This is a genomic window from Siminovitchia terrae (assembly GCF_003605405.2).
Taxonomy (GTDB): Bacteria; Bacillota; Bacilli; order Bacillales; family Bacillaceae_C; genus Siminovitchia; species Siminovitchia terrae.
The window spans coordinates 36,508-56,053 of record NZ_QYTW02000031.1; the positions used below are offsets into that span (position 1 = coordinate 36,508).

Genomic DNA, 19,546 nt, shown 5'->3' on the forward strand with positions numbered 1-19,546 from the left:
TCCCATTCACCTGTATTTGATTTTTTAAAAATTTCCATGTCCTGAAACTTGGTACAATTCATTCTATCCTTTACAATTAATCTATAGCAATATGGATTTGAGATAAATTTGATGCTTTTTTGAGATTAATCACGAGAAAAGCACAATACGAATAGTGTTGAGGGAGGTTTTAGCCACCACAATCATTTTCTTTGATCCTTCGCCGATGGCCCATGTGCGCCATAAAATACCACTTCAAAAGGCTTGGGATTGATTGTAGCTCGGTGGTTTAGGACATCCTGTTCGTTGGAGCTAGACACTCTTGAAAAGGGGAATCAGCTGATGGAATTAAGGCAGATCCAGTATTTTATCGAAGTGGCTCATAGAGAACATATGACAGAAGCGGCAGAAGCTTTACACGTTGCCCAGTCTGCTGTCAGTCGACAGATTGTCAACCTGGAAGCAGAGATGGGGGTCGACCTGTTTATACGGGAAGGGCGGAATATCCGCCTGACTCATGTTGGAAAAATGTTTTTAGAAAAAATGGAAACCGCCATGGACTTGATTTATGAAGCAAAACGCGAGATTGAGGAACAGCTGGATCCCGAACGCGGGACGGTTCGCATCGGATTTCCCAGCAGTCTTGCGGCATCGTTGCTGCCAACGGTCATTTCGGCTTTTCGAAAAGAGCACCCAACTGTTAATATCCAGCTTCATCAGGATTCATACCGTTATCTGGTGGAGCAGGTCGTACTGGGCGATATTGATTTGGCTTTACTTGGTCCAGTTCCTAAAAATGATCAAAGGGTGAAGAGTGAGATTTTATTTGTGGAAAAACTAGTGGCCCTGGTGTATGCAAAACATCCTCTTGCCACCAGAAAGTCTTTACAGTTGGATGAATTGCGAAATGATCCGTTCATCTTATCTCCTAAGGGATATATATTGCAAAATATCGTTGAAAATGCCTGCAGGCAATATGGGTTTGATCCTCAGGTTTCTTTTGAGGGAAAAGACATCGATGCCATCAAGGGGCTTGTGGCTGCAGGTCTAGGGGTCACTTTACTTCCGGAAATCACGCTTGTGGACAGCTTGCCGCGTACAACTGTCAAGATCCCGCTTGCTGAACAGAATGTGACACGTACGGTAGGGATGATCATTCCGAAAAATCGGAAGCTCATGCCGACAGAACTTCTTTTTCATAAATTCCTGAAAGAGTTCTTCCATACGCTGAGCGGTTTTCAATAAAATTCGCGATAGAATAATACCTCTCATAATATTGCAACATAATGCCATATTTATCTTCAATGGATTTGTAGTATACTGTGGTATTATATGAACATAACGATATTAACGTATGGGGGATAGCCGAATGAAATTGGTTTATGAAGGTAAAACAAAAACCGTATGTGAATTGGAAGACGGAAACTATCTATTAAAATTTAAAGATGATGTAACTGGAGAAGATGGAGTATTCGACCCAGGTGCCAATACAGTCGGTTTGACAATCGAAGGGGCAGGCAAAACAGGTCTTCGTCTTACTAAATATTTCTTCGAACTTTTAGAGCAAAAGGGAATTCCGACCCATTTCGTTAATGCAAGTATAGAAGACACGACTATGACAGTAAAGCCTGCGCAGATGTTTGGCAATGGTTTGGAAGTGATTTGCCGTTATCGCGCAGTAGGAAGCTTTTTGCGCAGGTATGGTATGTATGCGGAAGAAGGCCAGGAGCTGGATGGATTTGTCGAAGTGACTTTGAAGGATGATGTACGTCAGGATCCGCCAATTAGCGAAGATGCATTGGCTATGCTCGGTATTTTGAGCCATGAAGAATATCAAAGGCTGAAGGAACTGACACGGGAAATCGGCTCAATCATCAAAGCTGACCTTGAGAAAAAGGGCATTGATTTATATGATATTAAGTTGGAATTTGGAAGAGCAGGAGACAATAAAGAAATTACCTTAATTGACGAGATTTCCGGCGGCAATATGAGAGCTTACAAAAACGGAGATTACATTGAACCATTAAAGCTTGGAGAATTGATTCTCAGCGAATAAAAAGTGTTTTAACTTCATTCAGCAGAAGTCTCCCACTTCTGTTAGTGGTGAGATGAATGCGTATTGGTATTTTATTCAGTAGGGGTTCAAACCCCAGCTGAATGAAGTTAAAGCCTCCGGCGGACGCCACAGATTTTCAGAGGAAATTTATCGAACGGAGCTCGATAAAATCTGGGCGCAAATACGCCAAGGCGCGTTTGATAAGTAAATGCGTTACTTTTAAATGAAAAAATATTTGGCCCTTGTTCAGCTTCGCACCGCTAAACAGGGGCTTTCCTCTTTTCTGATGTTTTCAAGTTTGAAAGAAGGGGAAAAATGGAAATTAATTTGGAAGGCATCAACGAACTGCACCTGAAGTACGATATTAAAGTGGGATGTTGAATCGGAAGATACAGGAGCAGCTACATACATAGATTTACGCAACTAAGCAGAAATCGCCGAACTTGGTAAATGGGTATATTTGTTGTCAGTTGGCATGGAGGATACCAAATCCAATGGAAGACTGGAAAGAAAAGAAGGTAATAGTTCGAAAGGGGTATCGTTGGTATGCGGATCGTTTCGTTGTGTCCAAGCAATACGGAGGTTGTTGGCTATTTGGGGAAGGAAAATCTGCTGGTTGCCGTGGATGATTATTCCAATTGGCCGGAAAATATTAAAGATTTGCCAAGGATAGGCCCGGATCTTACGATTGATATGGATAAAGTCGAAGCAATGGAGCCTGACCTCGTCATTGCTTCTCTCAGTGTTCCGGGAATGGAAAAAAACATTTATGAACTGAGCAAGCGGAATCTCCCCTACATTGTTCTCAACCCCAATTCCCTGGAAGAGATTGCCTGCGATATTGAAACGGTTGGCGAAGCCTGCGGTTTTCCTCAATTGGGGAATGAGAGGGCGGCCCATTTCAGGGAAGAAATTCGAAAAAGGAGGACTTTGGCCAAGACTAGGAAAGAAAACTTCACAATTTATTGGGAATGGTGGCCCAAACCTGTTTTTACTCCGGGAGGAACCAATTGGCTGACGGAAATCAGTGAACTTGCGGGAGGACGGAACATTTTTGAATCCGAGCCTCAAGCAAATGTTCAAACGGATTGGGAGGACGTTGCCAAAAGAAACCCAGACCATATATGTATGGTCTGGGTAGGTATTGAAGAAGACAAGGTCAAGCCGGAAATGTTGAAACAACGCCCTGGTTGGGAAAAGATGAAAGCTGTTCAAAACAATCGGATACACGTTCTTGGTGACTCCCTATATTGCAGACCGTCACCCAGGCTATTATTGGGCTTGGATAAACTCATTGCTTCATTGTCGGGTTAATCTTTTTTGCAGTAGAAGGGTTTTTCCTGCAGGACGAGGATTGCCCCATTTTGGAGGACATTCAAAAACGAAAAAATAATTGGCAAGTTTCTTCGTTGGCTTGTTTTTGTGCTGCTTATGTGTCTAAAAGCATACATTCCGCTGCTGGTAACTGCGCCGCTAGGTGTACAGGTGTCCTGTACGGACAATGGTGCCGGCCTAGGCTCAGTCCGATTACAATATTCAATGAGGATGTATTTAAGCTCCTCTGCCGCATGGCTCGGTTTTCGACAGCACGATCATCTATATACATGGACAACAATGGTAATTCAAAAGTACAATATCAATAATGGATGGGAATATTTAAGCATTAGGACCAACAAAATCAAAGCCGGAACGGAAAGGAACATGACATAATCCATGAAACATTATGTGCAGATGACAAGAAGAAAAAGAATCATCATTATTATATGCTTAATATTCGCTGTCACGTTGTTTGTTCCTACCCCTTTTTATTTATTTCAGCCCGGTTCAGTAGAGGAACTGAGCTCAAAGGTAACGGTTGAAAAAGGAGAGAAGGCAGAGCAGGGCCATTTATATTTGACTACTGTCCTGTCAGTGAAGGCAAGTAATATTTACTATTTAGCATATGGTCTCCTTGCACCGCATACAGATATTCAGCGGTCTCACGCAGTGAAAGGGGACATGTCTGAAAAGGAATATAACCGTTGGCTTGCTTATTTGATGAAATCCTCCCAAGAAAATGCCATTATCGCTGGACTGACAGCAGCGGGTGAAGAAGTGCAGCTGATTCCCAAAGGGATGATTGTAAGGAATTTCAGCCAAAACTCCAAGGCGAAAGGAATCATCGAGACAGGAGATATTATTACAAAGGTTGACGGAAGAACAATCCATGCGACCGAAGATCTGCTTGTTTATTTTAAAGGAAAAAAAGCAGGAGAAAGAGTCACTGTTGCTTTTGACCGTGATGGGGAAACGAAAGAGGAGCAGGTGGAGCTGATCTTGCTTCCAGGAAAAAAATCTCAGCCTGGGATTGGGGTTGGCTTTGAGGAATATGTTGAAGTCAAGACCAGCCGGAAGGTCAATATTCAGGCAGGAGATATAGGCGGCCCGTCTGCAGGTCTAATGTTCTCCCTTGAAATATACAATCAAGCAGCAGGAGAGGATATCACCAAAGGCTACGAAGTCGCTGGGACAGGCACGATTGACAAGGATGGAAGTGTTGGCCAAATCGGTGGCATAGCAGAGAAGATTGCAGCGGTTGATAAAGCAGGAATGGACATATTCTTTTGCCCTATGGATCTTCTTCCAGGCGATACAAATGAAAAAGAAGTAAAAGCCGAAGTTGAAAAATATGGATATGACGTTAAAATAGTACCGGTTAAAACATTGGATGAAGCTGTGAATTATTTAGATCGGCTTCCTCCAAAGTCATAGGAGGCATTCAACATGATAAAAAAAGCAAGCAAGCTGTTTTTGGCAGGCATCCTAAGTATCGGATTCATTTTTTACGGACAGGGAAAGGCATTTGCAGAAAACGATGATGTGATTAATGAAAAGCTCGGTGTACCGATCGTTGTTTACGGTGAAACTCTTACAGCCGAACAGAAAGACGAAGTGAGAAGGCTTCTTAAAGTTGATAATCCGCAAAACGTCGATGAAATTACGGTCACAGCCCAGGATTTGGCACGCTTGATTAATGGGAACCCAAATTCCAGAATGTTTTCGTCAGCAAAAATCACATTAAAAGAGAAGGGTAACGGTCTGGTTGTAAAGATTGTCACCTCTGAAAACATTACTGAGGTGACAACTGAAATGTATGCTAACGCTCTTTTGACAGCGGGGGTGGAAAATGCGAATGTCGATGTAGCGTCACCTGTTAAAGTGACAGGCCACTCTGCTTTGGTCGGAATTTATAAGGCATATGAAAGTAAGGGGGAAGTCCTTGATCAAGACCGTATGGAGGTTGCTAATGAGGAGTTAGAATTGGCAACAGAGTTGGCAGACAAAGAGGGGATGAGCGATGAACAGGTAACGGAGCTGCTGACTGAAATTAAAAAAATGATTGCGGAACAAAATCCTGCAACGAGGGAAGACGTAGAGCAAATTGTTCAGGAGCAATTGAACAAAATGAATATTGAGCTTAGTGATAAAGACCGTCAGCTGTTGATTGATCTTTTTGACAAAATGCGTGATTTGGATATTGATTTCGGTCAAGTGAAGCAGCAGCTTGAAGATATTTCCAAGGATATAAAAGGGAAGCTGGAAAAGGTTGTTGGTGATGAAGGGTTTTGGGACAGTGTAGCGAACTTTTTCAAAAACTTATTTGATTCCATTCGCAATTTGTTTAAATAAGACTTATTTTTACATAAGGGGAGTGGATGTGAATGAAGGCAGAGATTTTATTTTCTAACAGTAAAAAAGTTCAACATGCGGCCGATATCATGGAATATATGGAAAACGGTAGTTCCGGCTTCAATCCTGTATGGATTGATGGAAAGTTTTATATGGTAATCAGGCCGTTACAGACATACGAGGGCATACGCCATTTGGCTGGGGGGATCGCAAGGAATTTGAGCTCTCGGAAAGTGGATGAGGCTTATTTAAATGTGAACGAACTGTCAGACGGTGTACCTGGTCTAGTAAAAGGGGAGGCTGTACGGGCCTTTGTAGAAGGATGGTATCTCGGTTCCTATCAATTTTTAACATATAAATCAAGCCAAACACCATTTCAAACTAAATTGGAATTGAAAGATTGCGAGGGTGTTGAACCCTTTATCCGTGAAGGGGAGATCAGGGCGGAAGCTGTGTCATTTTCAAGAGATCTGATGAACGAAGTACCGAATGTCCTGAATCCTGAAACGTTTCCAGAGGTGCTTCAGGAAGCATTTGAGAACGAGAAAGTGGAAGTGAACATTTTCCGGAAGCAGCAATTGGAAGAAATGGAGATGCATGGGGTACTGGCTGTAAATCGGGGGAGCAAATATGACCCGGCGTTTGTTGAATTGGTTTATCGGGGAGATGAAAGTAAACCGCTTATTGCGCTTGTTGGAAAGGGAGTCACTTTTGATACGGGCGGAATCAGTTTGAAGCGCGGCCGAGATATAAGTGATATGAGGATGGACATGGGAGGAGCAGCAGCCGTTGCCGGGGCAATGAAATTGTTGTCTTTGTCGGGGGCAAAAGTGAATGTAACAGCCCTGATCCCGATGGTAGAGAACATGCCAGGTAAAGAATCCCTGCTGCCTTCTGAAGTCATTCGCTATAAAAATGGATTAACTGTTCAAGTGGGAAATACTGATGCAGAAGGACGGCTCATTTTGGCAGATGGCATTATCCGGGCAGGGGATCTAGGAGCTAAATATATCGTCGATATTGCAACATTAACAGGGGCAGTGGCCAATGCACTTGGGTCGAAGATTGCAGGTGTGTTTGGGGATGAAGAGCATTCTGTCCGGTTGAAGGAGATCGGCGAAAGTAATGGGGACCGAGTCTGGCCGCTTCCGTTAATTAACGACTATGACCGGTATCTTGACAGTGATTATGCGGATTTGTGCAACATCAGCTCAAAAGGTGAGGCTGGAGCAATTACGGCTGCATTGTTCCTGCGTCGTTTTGTAACTGAGTCGGTAAACTGGCTGCATGTTGACATGGCTGGTGTGATGGAAAGCAGCAGTGCAACAGGCTATTATCCAAAAACCGCGACAGGGTTCGGTGCCCGGCTCTTGGCAGATTTTGCAGTGGAAATATCAAAATGAAATAAAACTCCTGGAAAATAAGCTCCAGGAGTTTTTATCATACATAGAAAATAAGAATGACGATAAAGTAAATAACCATTGCGATCAAGCCTACAGGAACACCGAATCTAGCCCATTCCCGGCTTGTGATGTTTAATTTCCCCGCTGCAATAATGTTCGGGATATTTCCTGGGATAAGCATTCCCCCACTGATAAGCAGCCCGAGTAAAATAGAAATGAGAGTAGTATCACTCATTTGAGGGCTGATTTCAGCCGCAGCCAATGTAGCATTATCCAGGATAGCGGAAATCATGTTGATCCAATATAAGATTTGAGGACTGAGTCCAAGCAAATACCTTTCAATGAACGGTTCAAAACCCGCCCCGAGCAATGTAAGACCCATGACGAACAGATACACTTTAAAAGCACGAATCAGAATCTCAGGATAGCTTTCGGCTTCAAGGTTAGCAGAGAGCCCATCTTCTCTTCTAGCAGGATTGACAATGATCGCTGCTAGAATACCAAACAATGTGACTGCCGGTATGACGTCCGGGCCAATTAATTCAAGCAAGTAAAAGAAGTCTTCATCCAGCTTACTAACAGCAATAGTTGATAAAGGTTCACCAATCGGAGTTAAGGCAGCACCTAGTCCGATAGAGAAACAGGCAAGAATGACAAGGCGGATTTCCGATTTCCTTTCCAGACGCAATACGCTTACAATCACAACAAGGACGATTGCCGCAATAATAGCAGTAATAACACTGGAGATCAAACCGAGAACGATTACAACTAGCGCTATAAACAAACGTGATGGGATTGCACGGCTCATTCCCAGAATTCCTTTTTCAATAGAGGATTGGAACCATTTAAATAACAAACCGGCAATGAGAACAGCTAATGTAATATGTATCGGGTCCACCAACGCTTTTGTAAAAAGCTCCCCGTCCAACACATGGCTAATCCAAGCAGCTAGGATACCCATAACAAATAAAAAGGCTTCCAAATTCTTTTCTACAGCACCTACAGTAAAAGGCAAGAATAAAACTAGAATTAATATAATAGTTAAGCCAAGAATCATAACCCCATATCCTTTTCTATATAATTTCAATATTACTTATTATATATGAAAGAGGATAAAGAAGAAAGTAGGACAATTTTAACAATGGGGGGTGGAAAGGAAGAGTTTGAAGATGACCATGCTTGAGGAATATAAAAGCGGAGGGCAGGGACCTCCGCTTTTCGTATTTTCTATCTAGGAATCTATCAACTAGCAGACCCTTTTTCCTTCCGACGATAAGTCAACATCGGCTTGCCAGGGCTTCGCCGTGTTTCCTTTATCTCGTCGAAGGAATTCCAGTCTGTACGTCGCTAATCGGGCGCTTCCGCTTTTCCTATTGTCTAGCTACGGTGCCTATCGACTAGCAGACTTCGTTCCTTCTCCTACGATAAGTCAACATCGGCTCGCCTGAGGCATTGCCGTGTTTCCTTTATCTCGTCGAAGGAATTCCAGTCTGTACGTCGCTAATCGAGAGCTTCCGCTTTTCCTATTGCAATCCACCGACAATTTTCTCGTAGTCAACGGGTTTAGGTGCCACTCTGGCTCTTTCTAGTGCAGGTGTGTCAGGACGGGCAACGTGGTAGACTGCTGCACCCACAATTTCAGCAGTCTCTTGAAGTTTTTCCTTGCTGATCTTATCAAGCGAATCATCAGGCGTATGGTACCAAGGCTCTACAGGGTTATGGATGAACAATGCTGCTGGAATGCCTGCTTCATAGAAAGGAACATGGTCACTCCGGCCTTCCTGTCCGTACGTTAAAGGAGTACCAGTTCTTACTCCGGCAGAGGCTGACAGGTCAGTAACTATGTTTTTCTCTCCGTCCACAGTAAACATGACCAACTCTCCTGCATCTCGGCTTCCGACCATATCCATTTGCCACATTCCAACAATCCGGTCTCGCTCATTCTGTGCAAGGGAATCCACATACTCATAAGAGCCAATCAATCCAAGCTCTTCAGCACCAAAGGTGACAAAGCGGATTTCCGTGTCAGTCGGCATATTGGCCATTACACGTGCCAATTCAAGGGAGGCTGCAACCCCGGAAGCATCGTCGTTCGCACCTGGTGCTCCAGGGACAGAGTCGTGATGTGCACCTACAACAACGATTTTGTCTGTTGCTTTATTTTTCTGTGTCGGCTTTTTGACGGCGATTACATTATGAGATGTTTCCTCAACGATCCGCCCATCAGTAACACTGACTGTAACAGAAATGGTTTGACCTTCCGCTAATGCAGATCTCAGTATTTCACCGTCTGTCTGAGAAAGTGCGACAGCTGGTACGTAGTTATCATTTACTTCTCCCAGTGTTCCATTTATTACACCTGATTCATTATTAAAAATGATCACGGCGGAAGCTCCTGCTTTGGCAGCATTCAATACCTTTTCTGCAAAAGAAATTTCTCCCCTTTGAACTAAGGCAACTTTACCACCCATATCCATGCCTTCCACATCTGAAGCCCGTCCAAGCCCCGCATATACCAAATCCGCAGTTACAACTCCGTTTGGTGTATAAGTGAAACTGTTGGATGACAGGGTCTGTTCATTTGCTGTAACAAATACCTTGGGAGCATAATAGTTTTCAAACGTAAACGGCTGAATTTCCGTTTCATAACCATAGGAAGAGAATTTATCCTCAATGTATTGGACAGCTTTCCACTCAGCCTCCGAGCCAGCTACACGTGGTTCTGCAGCCAGTTTTGCAATATGATTATACATGTTATCAGCACGGATCTTTTTGATAATTTTATTATCAAAAGCTTTTTGTGCCTGCGCTGGAGGAGCAGAAGGTTCTTTGGCTAAAGCGGCGGGGACTCCGATTGCTAAAGCGGTGGCCATTAAAAGAGCTGTAAATGTTTTTTTTCTAGGTACCATTTTGAATTAAGCCTCCTAAAAATTTAATATATTACTATACTAATTATATTAATTTTTTAGATTATTCAGGAAGTGGATATAGTCCTATTATAAAATCAGGTCTTTTGAAGTAAAAAACAAGGGGGAATGGTAATTCTAGTCATTTACTTAGGCTATCACACATTGTTTTAATAATGTAGCTTGTATATAAAGGCTTATTTTACATTAAATAGCGGCGCATTCAGTTAATATTCTCTCAATCAGTTAATTCGGAAGCGGCTCTCCCCTCCATCGAATAAAAAAGGATATTTGCTTAGTGATCTTCCAAATCACGCCTATATTTGGATCAAAAGGGCCCTTGTCCTTTTTTGGGTGATGAGTTGAAAAATCGGCGATCATACATTTCGCTATTTCTCTCAAATATGACAATGATGGGTCTTTCCAAACCACTTCCCCCAGTTTCTAAACAGACATCCCTGTTTATGAACAGCAAAAAAGGGGAATCGGCGCCTGTTACTACTTCCAGCAGGTTTTAAGCTCAAAGTTCTCTCCCGGCAATGAGATAAATCACTTGGATAATGTGAATGAAGGAATACGGCTCGGGCCACCGAATGTCCGCCCCGACAACATCGTAATTGATGGCAGTCTCTTAAGTACATTTTTCCATCAGGCCCCAAAATGACAAGGTTGTGATGGCCGCCAAACTCGGGAATCCGGAAAGAATGTTTTTTTGAGATCCGTCTTTTTGTACAACAGTCACAAATGCGAGGTAGGCAATATAAATCTTTCCGTTGTCGTTGTGATTCCCATCAGCGGTGGATGGAAATCTTCTTCTACCACTTGCATGTTACGTTGCCACTTGCGACTCCTGTATCAGCTACACGCATTTTCCATTCTTCTGTTAAGGAGAAATTGATAGGCATATTTAATCCTTTAGCAAAAATCTCTATATTTATATCCAGGTGGTAAAGAGATCTCTTCGCCTCATATATCCCCCATCAAATAATCATCTTGTTTATGATTATTTGATGGGGGATATTCTTGATGCTTAAGAATGGGGTAACTGTATATCAAATAAAACCGGCTCCTGCAATGAAATAGCTGTTTGAAACACTTCTTCAAAATCTCTCATTGACTCCGGCCTAAAACCTTTTATGCCAAAGCTATCTGCAAGGATTAGAAAGTCTGGATTTCCAAACGTTACATTGAAACTCTTTCCGAATTTCTTGTTCATCATTTTTTGTTCAAGTTTTAATACTTGGTCGTTCAATACGATAATAACCACTGGAAGCCCGATTCTTTTGGCTACCTCCAGCTCGGAAAATGTCATCATTGCCCCACCATCCCCAGTAATGCAAATCACAGGTGCGTTGGGACAGGCGAGCTTAGCACCAATCGATCCGGGGATTGCGATTCCCATGGAAGCAAGCCCGTTTGAAATGATCAGACTTCCAGGCTCTTTCGGCTGGTATGTCCGGGCGATTGATATTTTGTGCGCTCCTACATCAGAAACAACAACAGCATTGTCAGATGTTTGTTTTTCAATAATATGAAGGATTTTTTCTATACTCAAGGGCGATTGAGCGATGTTGCTAAATTCTAAGGTGATTTGATATGACTGTTCAATGTTCTTTTTCAGATTGCCTGACGGAACCCAACTTTTTACAGGGACATCTAGACTATTTAGCATTTGCAATGAGTTTTTGATATGCCCCATGACTTGGGTTGCCACCGGATAGTACTCATCCGGCTCCGGCAATTCCGAGTCGATATGTAAGATGGGAATCCGCCTGCGGTTCCATTCTTTTGGGAGTCTTTCTATTGTATCAAACCCTATGACAATCAATAGATCAGCCTCATCAATTCCTGATAAGACTAGATCATTTTCATTGAATCCAAACGTAAAATAATTATTGGGAGCGTCTTTTGGCAACACCCCTTTTGCCATAAAAGAGTGAGTGACGGGAGCCTGAAGTTTTGATATAAAGGCGAGTACTTCCGCACAGGCCTCCTGTTTTATTACTTTTTGGCCAATGATTACAAACGGTCTTTCACTTTGTTTGAGACTGGAAATGGCACACTGGATGGTTTGTAGGGAAGGAAGAACAGGCTGTTCATTCATGATCGGCAAAACCTTTGGTGGGACCGGTTTGACTGCCAGATTTTCAGGCAACTCAAGGAATACTGCTCCGTGCTTTCCTTCATATGCAGTCTTAAAGGCTTTCCGAATCATTTCAGGTATCGTATCGGCTTCTTTGATTTGGGCTGACCATTTTGTGACAGGCTCCATGACATCAGTCATCTCAATAAACTGATGTGAATGCTTATGTTGCATGCCGAGCCCGGCTTGCCCTGCAATGGCAACTACGGGGGAACCATCAAGCTGAGCTGTAGCCAACCCTGTTAACAGGTTACCTGCTCCGGGGCCCAGCGTAGCTGTGCAAACCCCCGGTCTTTTGGCAAGCTTTCCGTAAACGCCTGCCATAAAAGCCGCTCCTTGTTCATGTCTAACCGGAATAAATTGGATTTGTTGGGATCGGGATATGGACTCAACCAGGTCAAGGGTCTCCTTTCCAACAATCCCAAAGACATACTCAACACCTTCGTTTTCCAAACACTGTACCAATACATCTGTTGCTTTCATCAATATCCTCCGCAGGAAAAAGTTAGTGTTAGCTTTGGCCATTGATGTTAAAAATATGAGTGCTACACCCTCAATGTTTAAATAAATGGAAAAGCATACGTTCTTTATCATCGAAAAATTGTTTCATGAGACGAAAGTGCTCCGTGTTTTCAAGTGTCGTTTTCTTTATCCCTTCCCTTGTGAACTCATACAATAAGGCATCAGGGTATGCCATGATGATCGGAGAATGCGTGGCAATAATGAACTGGGATGATTGACTAACAAGTTCATTGATCCGAGACAGCATTGATAATTGTCTTAAAGGGGATAATGCTGCCTCAGGTTCATCCATGATATAAAGGCCTTTCCCCTTAAAACGATTTGTGAAGGCGGCAAAGAAGGACTCTCCATGTGATTGCTCATGAAGAGAAACTCCCCCAAACTGATCAATGACACGCGGGCCACCAGGTTCATTATCAAGTTCTTCAATATTTGTTGCTACATTGTAGAACGATTCTGCCCGAAGAAAGAAACCATCTTTTGGTTTTAGCACCCCTTTTATCAACCGAAGATACTGCTCTAATTCTGAGTGTGAATCGTGGGTTGAAAAATTGAAGTTGAAGGAGCCGCCCTCAGGATTGAATCCAGCAGAGATGGCGATGGCTTCAATTAAAGTTGACTTCCCCATCCCATTTTCACCAACAATATAAGTTACTTGAGGATGCAAGGGGAGTTCTGTGAGTGATTCAATTGCTGGAAGGCAAAAGGGATATTCATTTTTTGATGGTATGTCATCATTCAATAATTTGACCCTCTTTATATATTGATTGGATTGATTTAATTTCACTATTATCCGCTCCAAAATAATTGTTTCTATCATCTTACCTTATTAGAAGCAAAAATTTGATAAGGAAATACCTTAATATTATTTCCTCGGGAATAATCGACAATGATATGTGTATTTCCTCGGGAATAATCGACATTTAAAAATATTTCAATAGAGGTGAGGAAATTGGAAATGCAAAAGGTTAAAGGACTTAAGTCAAATGATATTGTTGGACTCACGGCATCCGCAGGACCTGTTAGCCACGAGCAATTGAAAAAGGCAATCTTAGCACTGGAAGAACTAGGTTTTATTGTAGTGGTAGGGGAGACGTGCAGTATGAACTATAGGGGGTATTTAGCAGGAGCGCCTCAAAAGCGAGCTTCAGAATTAAACGACATGTTTGCCAATCAGGAGATAAAGGCTATTTTTTGCTTGCGGGGCGGTTATGGGTCAACACAGATCCTACCTCTTCTTAACCGAGAATTAATTAAAAGAAATCCGAAACTGTTGGTCGGCTATAGTGATATCACTGCTTTGCACCTTTTCCTTCAGCAATGCTGCGGAATTCCATCAATTCACGGTCCGATGCCCGCTTCAGATTTAATTGACGCGGATTCATTTACCAAAGAAGACCTCTATCGGTTATTGAAAGGTGATACTTCATTAGAGAGAGTGTGTAATCCTCCCGGAGAAAAGATGGAAGGGGTGATCCCTGGAAGGGCAGGCGGAATACTCATAGGAGGGAACTTGAGCCTTCTTTCCGCATTGATGGGAACGCCTTATGAAATAGACACAAAAGGAAAAATTTTAATCCTAGAAGAAATAAATGAGGAGCCTTACAAGCTGGATAGGATGATGACGCAGCTTGCGTTAGGAGGAAAATTTTCAGAAGCGGAAGGGATTGTTCTCGGAACTTGGTCTGGATGCTATTCTGATTCGAATTTTAACATCAAAGACCTATTTAAGGAGATGCTCGAACCATTCGGAAAGCCGGTGCTATTCAATTTAAGAGCGGGACATTGCAGCCCAATGATTTCCCTGCCACTGGGAGCCTTTGTGGAAATTGATGCCGACAGGGGAGAATTTGTAATCAAAGAGGGCATCATACAGTAGGCAGAGTTCTTGCCATACGGTATTTTCCAGTATAAGATATGGGTAATTTCTTAATTTTCACTAATATCTTGATAGGTTAGGAGCAGGCATTACCGATGACGACAACAAACTTGGTGATTTTGCAGACAAGCGATGTTCATGGAAATATTTTTCCTATTCATTACGGGACCAATGCCTACGCTGACATTGGACTGGGGAAAATTTCGACCCTTGTGAAAAAGGAACGGAGTCAAAATAATAACGTGCTTTTAATCGATAATGGCGACCTGATTCAGGGAACGCCAATGACTTACCATTATGTTCGATCAGATGAACATAGTCATCTTCCGAACCCCATGGTGGCGGTATTAAACGAAATGAAATATGACGCAGGGGTGTTTGGAAACCATGAATTCAATTATGGGTTGGAAAATTTGGAGGCTGCCGTAAAACAGGCGAAATACCCTTGGCTCTCAGCAAATATTTTAAATGAAGCTGATCAAACTCCATATTTTGGAAAGCCATATATGATAAAAAAGTTTGATGATGACCTGAAGGTGGCTGTATTAGGATTAACGACTCCCTACATACCGTACTGGGAAAAACCAGAAAATATTGTGGGATTGCAATTTGCTGATCCTGTGAAAACGGCGAAAAAGTGGGTACCGTTTTTAAAAGAAGAAGAGCAGGCTGATATCGTCGTTGTATCATATCATGGCGGCTTTGAAAGGGATTTAGACACGGGTGAACCCATTGAAAAAATTACTAGGGAAAATCAAGGCTATCGCTTATGCATAGAGGTGCCGGGCATTGATGTTCTTTTAACGGGCCACCAACACCGAAAAATTTATGGAAAAGAGCTGAACGAAGTCATTGTTCTTCAGTCGGGCAGTTCAGGCTCCTTTCTTGGGAAGGCTGTTTTGAAGCTTGAAAAGGTTGGAGGGAAGTGGAAGACGGTCAGTAAAGATTCTGAGCTGTTGTCTGTTAAAGATGTGCCGGAAGATCAGTCTCTGCTTGATAAAGTAGAAATATACGAGAGGCATACACAGGCATGGCTGGATCAGCCAATTGGCAAAATAGAAGGGAATATGCTGGTGGAGGATGCCATGCAAATCAGGTTGAAAGATAATGCACTCATCGAATTTATTAATAAGGTACAGATGGACGCTGCCGGGGTGGATATTTCAACTACAGCTTTGTTTGACAACGAATCTCCGGGGTTCCCAACAAATGTGACGATGCGTGATGTTGTCTCTAACTATATTTATCCAAATACATTGAAGGTTGTCCGTATCTCAGGTAAAGATATGAGAGATGCCTTGGAGCGTTCAGCTTCTTACTTCATGCCATATAACGGTAAAGAAATAGAAGTGAACCCGGCATTTACCACGCCAAAGCCTCAGCATTATAATTATGATATGTGGGAAGGAATCGAGTATATAATCGATATTTCCAAGCCAGAAGGAGAAAGAGTTGTCAGACTTGAGTGCCAAGCGGTGCCTGTTTTACCTGATCGATCATATGACGTTGTCATGAGCAATTACCGGGCGGGAGGTGGCGGACAATATTTTATGTACCAAGGAAAGCCTGTCATAAAAGAAATACAAATCGATATGTCCGAGCTGATCGCCAATTATTTTCTCAGGGAAAAGACAGTAAAGGCGACGGTGAACGGCAATTGGAAAGTTATTCATGGTTCGAACTGAAGAAAGAAGCATTAATTAATCCTCCGGTCAGGAGTACGGCAGCTGTCAAATAAAACCAGATCATCAATACGATGATGCTACCGAGTTGGCCATAGAGCTGGGAATAGTTGATATACGACACATAATACGAAAATCCAATTGAAGCGCCTTGCCAGCCGACTGTTGCAAAGATGGCTCCTGGGAGAACTGATGAAAAAGGGATTTTTCCGCTGGGCACCAATCTATAAACAAGAAGAAAGAAGAAAAATAAATAAATGGTGCCAATACCCCATTTGATCAAAAACCATGACTCATAAAAAATTAAAGGCATATCGAGGCGGGAGGATAAGAACACCCGCCCGATCTCTTCTCCGATGGGTACGAGAAGTGAGATAGTCAAAGTGATCATCAGGATGGCTGTTAAAAATAAATCTTTGCCTAGAGCTAAAAAAAACCCTTCCTTTCTAATGATTCCGTACGCATCATTCATTGCTCTCACAATAGATTGGACAGCCATGGAGGAAATCCAAAAGGAGGAAATCAAGCTGAATGAGGCGAGCCTTGTACTTTGTCTGTCAAAAATGAGGATGATATTGTTTTCGATAAGTGCGTAGCTTCCTTTGGGAGCGAATTGTTTGATGGCAGACAATACATCTGTCGAATAGATCGGGAAAAAGCTCAGAAGGGAAAGAACAAAGATAAGAAAAGGGAAGATGGATAACATGAAAAAATAAGCCATTTGGGCAGATTGGTCATGAAAACGGTCTACAAAAAAACGTTTGAAAATATATAAAATGAACCTCATTTCCATCCTCCCCTGGATGAGCCGTGTTTTATTTTACATTATTCCCTTATCATTAAAATTATTTTCCCTACATTTTTATTTTCCGTCATGGGCGCATGGGCCTTATTGGCGTCTCCCCAATCCCAAATCGAATCAATGACAGGCTTGAGCTTACCGTCACGGAATCTTTCAATGGTAAACTCAGAAAAAGACTTTGTCAGTGTTGCTTTCCTTTCAACTGATTGGGAACGAAGCGCGGTGTCGATTATCTGTATTCTTTTAACTTCATTCAGCAGAAGTCTCCCACTTCAGTAAGTGGTGAGATGAATGCATATTGGTATTTCATTAAGTGGGGGTTCAAACCCCGGCTGAATAAAGTTAAAGCCTCCGGCGGATGCCACAGATTTTCAGAGGAAATTTATCGAGCGGAGCTCGATAAAATCTGGGCGCAAATACGCCAAGGCGCATTTGATATATTATTTTTAGCAAGTTGTCGTCCGGGACTTTTGCTCTTCCCATTGTTCCAATCAAGTTCATCCTTCCATCCATGTCAAGAGAATCGATGTTTTTCTCCCGATCCCACTGTAACGATGATATTGGCTCCTGCTTCTCGTGCCAGCTGGATTGCCGCTGCCTCGACTCCGCGTATCCTCCGCCAGTGAGCAGAGCGCAGATACGGTCCCCTATTTTCCGGCCTTTGACGTTTTGAGCGATCTTTTCAATTGTCCCGCTCGCTCCCAGACCAAGAATATCTGAAGCTCCCGTAGGAGGAGGGTACAGTCCTCGTTTTTGAAGAAGATCCGCCTGGTTAAGTGCTGTAGCCTTTACCTTTATCAGTATCAGCAATGGTTGGCTCTTTGGATCGTCCAATCTTCAGTTCTAGGGTACCTTATCTACAATAATCGATTTCAACAGTTTCATCTCCTTTCATATCATCTGTTTTTCATGTAAAATTGGTGCGTCACTGTTATCGTAATAAGGTGTAACTCTTTTTTACAGATTTACTAATAGATGGGGTAGATAAGAATGGAATTTCGCGTGTTAGCTAAAAAACGGACATTGGCCCAAAAACTTTTTCTTATTGTTGGAATTGTGTTCATAGCCTTTAATTTACGCCCCGCCATCACTTCGGTTGGACCGCTCGTAAGCCTGATACGGAACGATTTGGAGCTTTCCAATGGGCTGGCTGGCTCCCTGACGACCCTACCGTTAATTGCTTTTGCGGTTTTGTCACCGTTTGCTCCGAAAATCGGCCAGAAAATCGGAAATGAATTGACGATTCTGTTGGGTGTCGCTCTGATCGGCGCTGGCATTGTCATCCGTTCCATGGGAAGCATTTCCCTTTTATTTGTCGGGACGGCTGTAGCCGGAATCGGGATAGCTGTGGGCAATGTACTTCTTCCGGGAATTGTTAAGATGAAGTTCCCTAATAAAGCCACCCTAATGACTGCGGTATATTCAACGTCTCTCGGCATATCGGCTGCTATCGCATCAGGAATCAGTATTCCCCTTATTGAAAAATTTGGCTGGGGATGGGAAGATTCTCTTTTGACGTGGGCTTATTTGGCTTTGGCTGCATTTCTTATTTGGGCTCCCCAGATCAGAAAGCCTAAAGTGCCTGAAGGAAGAGTAAAGATTATCAAATACGGAAATTCGCTTCTGAAGTCCAAGCTTGCATGGCAAGTTGCATTTTTCATGGGGTTGCAGTCCCTTATTTTTTACTGCTTGATTACATGGCTTCCGGAAATTTTATATAGCCATGGTTTCACCCGGTCATCTTCCGGCTGGATGTTGTCGATCGTACAGTTTGCTGGTCTGCCGGCTTCCTTCATCATTCCTGTTGTTGCAGGAAAAATGAACAATCAAAGAGGGCTTGTGTTGGGATTGGGAACTATCTATCTGATTTCTTTTACAGGACTGCTGTTTGGGGGAGGCCCCCTCATCTATTTATGGGTTGTCTTGGTCGGGATAGCTCAAGGTGCCGGTTTCAGCCTGGCCTTGACGTTTCTCGTATTGCGGGCCAAAGATGTTATGGATGCTTCCCGCTTGTCGGGAATGGCCCAATCCCTTGGGTATTCTCTGGCTGCTGTCGGTCCGACGTTAATCGGCTACGAATTTGATCATACCCATTCATGGCTCCTGCCGATTTTGACACTTATGATTGTTGCTATTTTTATGACTGTTTCAGGCTTTGGAGCAGCAAGAAACAAATATGTGCTTGAAGAGGGTGTTCAAAGAGTCACTAAATGATTATCGGCGAATTTTGAACACTAACTTTTTATTTTTTAAAAAAAGGAGGTTTTAAAATGAAAAAGTCGGAAATCGAATATAAAATCGCGGATTTAAAAGCGGATTATGTCAGGCTTCAGCATGATTTGGAAAAGCTTGAGTATGTAAAGGGGATATTGCATCCGCTTGAAAAGCAGCTTATGGAAATCGAAGAAGAACTGAAAATCTTATATAAAAAGCTTGATGAGCTAAGCGATTAAAGGTACCCGCCCAGTTTTCTCCAAAAAATAAGTACCTTCCATTCACCCAAAG

17 protein-coding genes and 1 pseudogene are annotated in these 19,546 nt (G+C 42.7%); 11 read left to right on the forward strand and 7 right to left on the reverse strand.

Annotation, left to right across the window (positions count from 1 at the left end):
• Positions 1-321: 321 nt before the first annotated feature.
• From gltC to D5F11_RS21970, 6 genes are all read left to right on the forward strand, one after another.
• Positions 322-1,224, forward strand: coding sequence for a glutamate biosynthesis transcriptional regulator GltC (gene gltC / locus D5F11_RS21945; RefSeq protein WP_120118223.1), 903 nt, complete (start codon positions 322-324; stop codon positions 1,222-1,224).
• Positions 1,225-1,348: 124 nt separating this feature from the next.
• Positions 1,349-2,035, forward strand: coding sequence for a phosphoribosylaminoimidazolesuccinocarboxamide synthase (locus D5F11_RS21950; RefSeq protein WP_120118222.1), 687 nt, complete (start codon positions 1,349-1,351; stop codon positions 2,033-2,035).
• 546 nt (positions 2,036-2,581) lie between these two features.
• Positions 2,582-3,349 (forward strand): cobalamin-binding protein, encoded by a 768-nt coding sequence (locus D5F11_RS21955; RefSeq protein WP_120118221.1) that lies wholly within the window; start codon positions 2,582-2,584, stop codon positions 3,347-3,349.
• A 399-nt stretch (positions 3,350-3,748) separates the two neighbouring features.
• Positions 3,749-4,786 carry a SepM family pheromone-processing serine protease gene (locus tag D5F11_RS21960; RefSeq protein ID WP_120118220.1) on the forward strand — a complete coding sequence of 346 codons (1,038 nt, stop codon included), beginning with the start codon at positions 3,749-3,751 and terminating at the stop codon, positions 4,784-4,786.
• 12 nt (positions 4,787-4,798) lie between these two features.
• Positions 4,799-5,704 carry a DUF1002 domain-containing protein gene (locus tag D5F11_RS21965; RefSeq protein ID WP_120118219.1) on the forward strand — a complete coding sequence of 302 codons (906 nt, stop codon included), beginning with the start codon at positions 4,799-4,801 and terminating at the stop codon, positions 5,702-5,704.
• Positions 5,705-5,736: 32 nt separating this feature from the next.
• A complete protein-coding gene (locus tag D5F11_RS21970) occupies positions 5,737-7,107 on the forward strand; it encodes a leucyl aminopeptidase family protein (RefSeq protein ID WP_245998292.1) in 1,371 nt (456 codons plus the stop codon).
• Positions 7,108-7,144: 37 nt separating this feature from the next.
• Here the strand turns inward: D5F11_RS21970 and D5F11_RS21975 are convergent, their stop codons facing one another.
• The 4 genes from D5F11_RS21975 to D5F11_RS21990 form a co-directional block, all read right to left on the reverse strand.
• The gene (locus D5F11_RS21975) at positions 7,145-8,164 is read right to left on the reverse strand and encodes a DUF1646 family protein (protein ID WP_120118218.1); all 1,020 of its coding nucleotides are present in this window, start codon (positions 8,162-8,164) and stop codon (positions 7,145-7,147) included.
• A 466-nt stretch (positions 8,165-8,630) separates the two neighbouring features.
• On the reverse strand, positions 8,631-10,016 hold the full coding sequence (locus D5F11_RS21980; RefSeq protein ID WP_120118217.1) for a M28 family peptidase: 1,386 nt from the start codon (positions 10,014-10,016) through the stop codon (positions 8,631-8,633).
• A gap of 1,027 nt (positions 10,017-11,043) precedes the next feature.
• A complete protein-coding gene (locus tag D5F11_RS21985; RefSeq protein WP_120118216.1) occupies positions 11,044-12,639 on the reverse strand; it encodes an acetolactate synthase large subunit in 1,596 nt (531 codons plus the stop codon).
• Between the two features lie 70 nt (positions 12,640-12,709).
• Positions 12,710-13,465 carry an AAA family ATPase gene (locus tag D5F11_RS21990; RefSeq protein WP_244862008.1) on the reverse strand — a complete coding sequence of 252 codons (756 nt, stop codon included), beginning with the start codon at positions 13,463-13,465 and terminating at the stop codon, positions 12,710-12,712.
• Between the two features lie 171 nt (positions 13,466-13,636).
• Between D5F11_RS21990 and D5F11_RS21995 the strand changes: the two genes are divergently transcribed.
• Positions 13,637-14,557, forward strand: coding sequence for a S66 peptidase family protein (locus D5F11_RS21995; protein WP_126646658.1), 921 nt, complete (start codon positions 13,637-13,639; stop codon positions 14,555-14,557).
• A gap of 95 nt (positions 14,558-14,652) precedes the next feature.
• On the forward strand, positions 14,653-16,242 hold the full coding sequence (locus tag D5F11_RS22000; protein WP_120118213.1) for a bifunctional metallophosphatase/5'-nucleotidase: 1,590 nt from the start codon (positions 14,653-14,655) through the stop codon (positions 16,240-16,242).
• Here D5F11_RS22000 and D5F11_RS22005 read toward each other — a convergent pair.
• Together D5F11_RS22005 and D5F11_RS28245 are read right to left on the reverse strand one after the other, a co-directional pair.
• Positions 16,223-17,026, reverse strand: coding sequence for a YihY/virulence factor BrkB family protein (locus D5F11_RS22005; RefSeq protein ID WP_120118212.1), 804 nt, complete (start codon positions 17,024-17,026; stop codon positions 16,223-16,225). The two genes, D5F11_RS22000 and D5F11_RS22005, sit on opposite strands and share 20 nt — an antisense overlap.
• 38 nt (positions 17,027-17,064) lie before the next feature.
• Positions 17,065-17,301: a zinc-binding dehydrogenase gene (locus tag D5F11_RS28245; RefSeq protein ID WP_120118251.1), complete on the reverse strand. Its 237-nt coding sequence runs from the start codon at positions 17,299-17,301 to the stop codon at positions 17,065-17,067.
• Positions 17,302-17,328: 27 nt separating this feature from the next.
• Between D5F11_RS28245 and D5F11_RS27580 the strand changes: the two genes are divergently transcribed.
• A complete protein-coding gene (locus D5F11_RS27580; protein WP_245998294.1) occupies positions 17,329-17,667 on the forward strand; it encodes a hypothetical protein in 339 nt (112 codons plus the stop codon).
• 49 nt (positions 17,668-17,716) lie between these two features.
• Here D5F11_RS27580 and D5F11_RS27585 read toward each other — a convergent pair.
• Positions 17,717-17,875: pseudogene (locus tag D5F11_RS27585) on the reverse strand (NAD(P)H-quinone oxidoreductase); the annotation flags it as partial.
• 156 nt (positions 17,876-18,031) lie between these two features.
• Between D5F11_RS27585 and D5F11_RS22020 the strand changes: the two are divergent.
• Both D5F11_RS22020 and D5F11_RS22025 read left to right on the forward strand, forming a co-directional pair.
• Entirely contained in the window at positions 18,032-19,255 is a 1,224-nt protein-coding gene (locus D5F11_RS22020) for a CynX/NimT family MFS transporter (RefSeq protein ID WP_120118210.1), read from the forward strand.
• A 56-nt stretch (positions 19,256-19,311) separates the two neighbouring features.
• On the forward strand, positions 19,312-19,494 hold the full coding sequence (locus tag D5F11_RS22025) for an SE1832 family protein (RefSeq protein ID WP_120118209.1): 183 nt from the start codon (positions 19,312-19,314) through the stop codon (positions 19,492-19,494).
• Positions 19,495-19,546 lie beyond the last annotated feature (52 nt).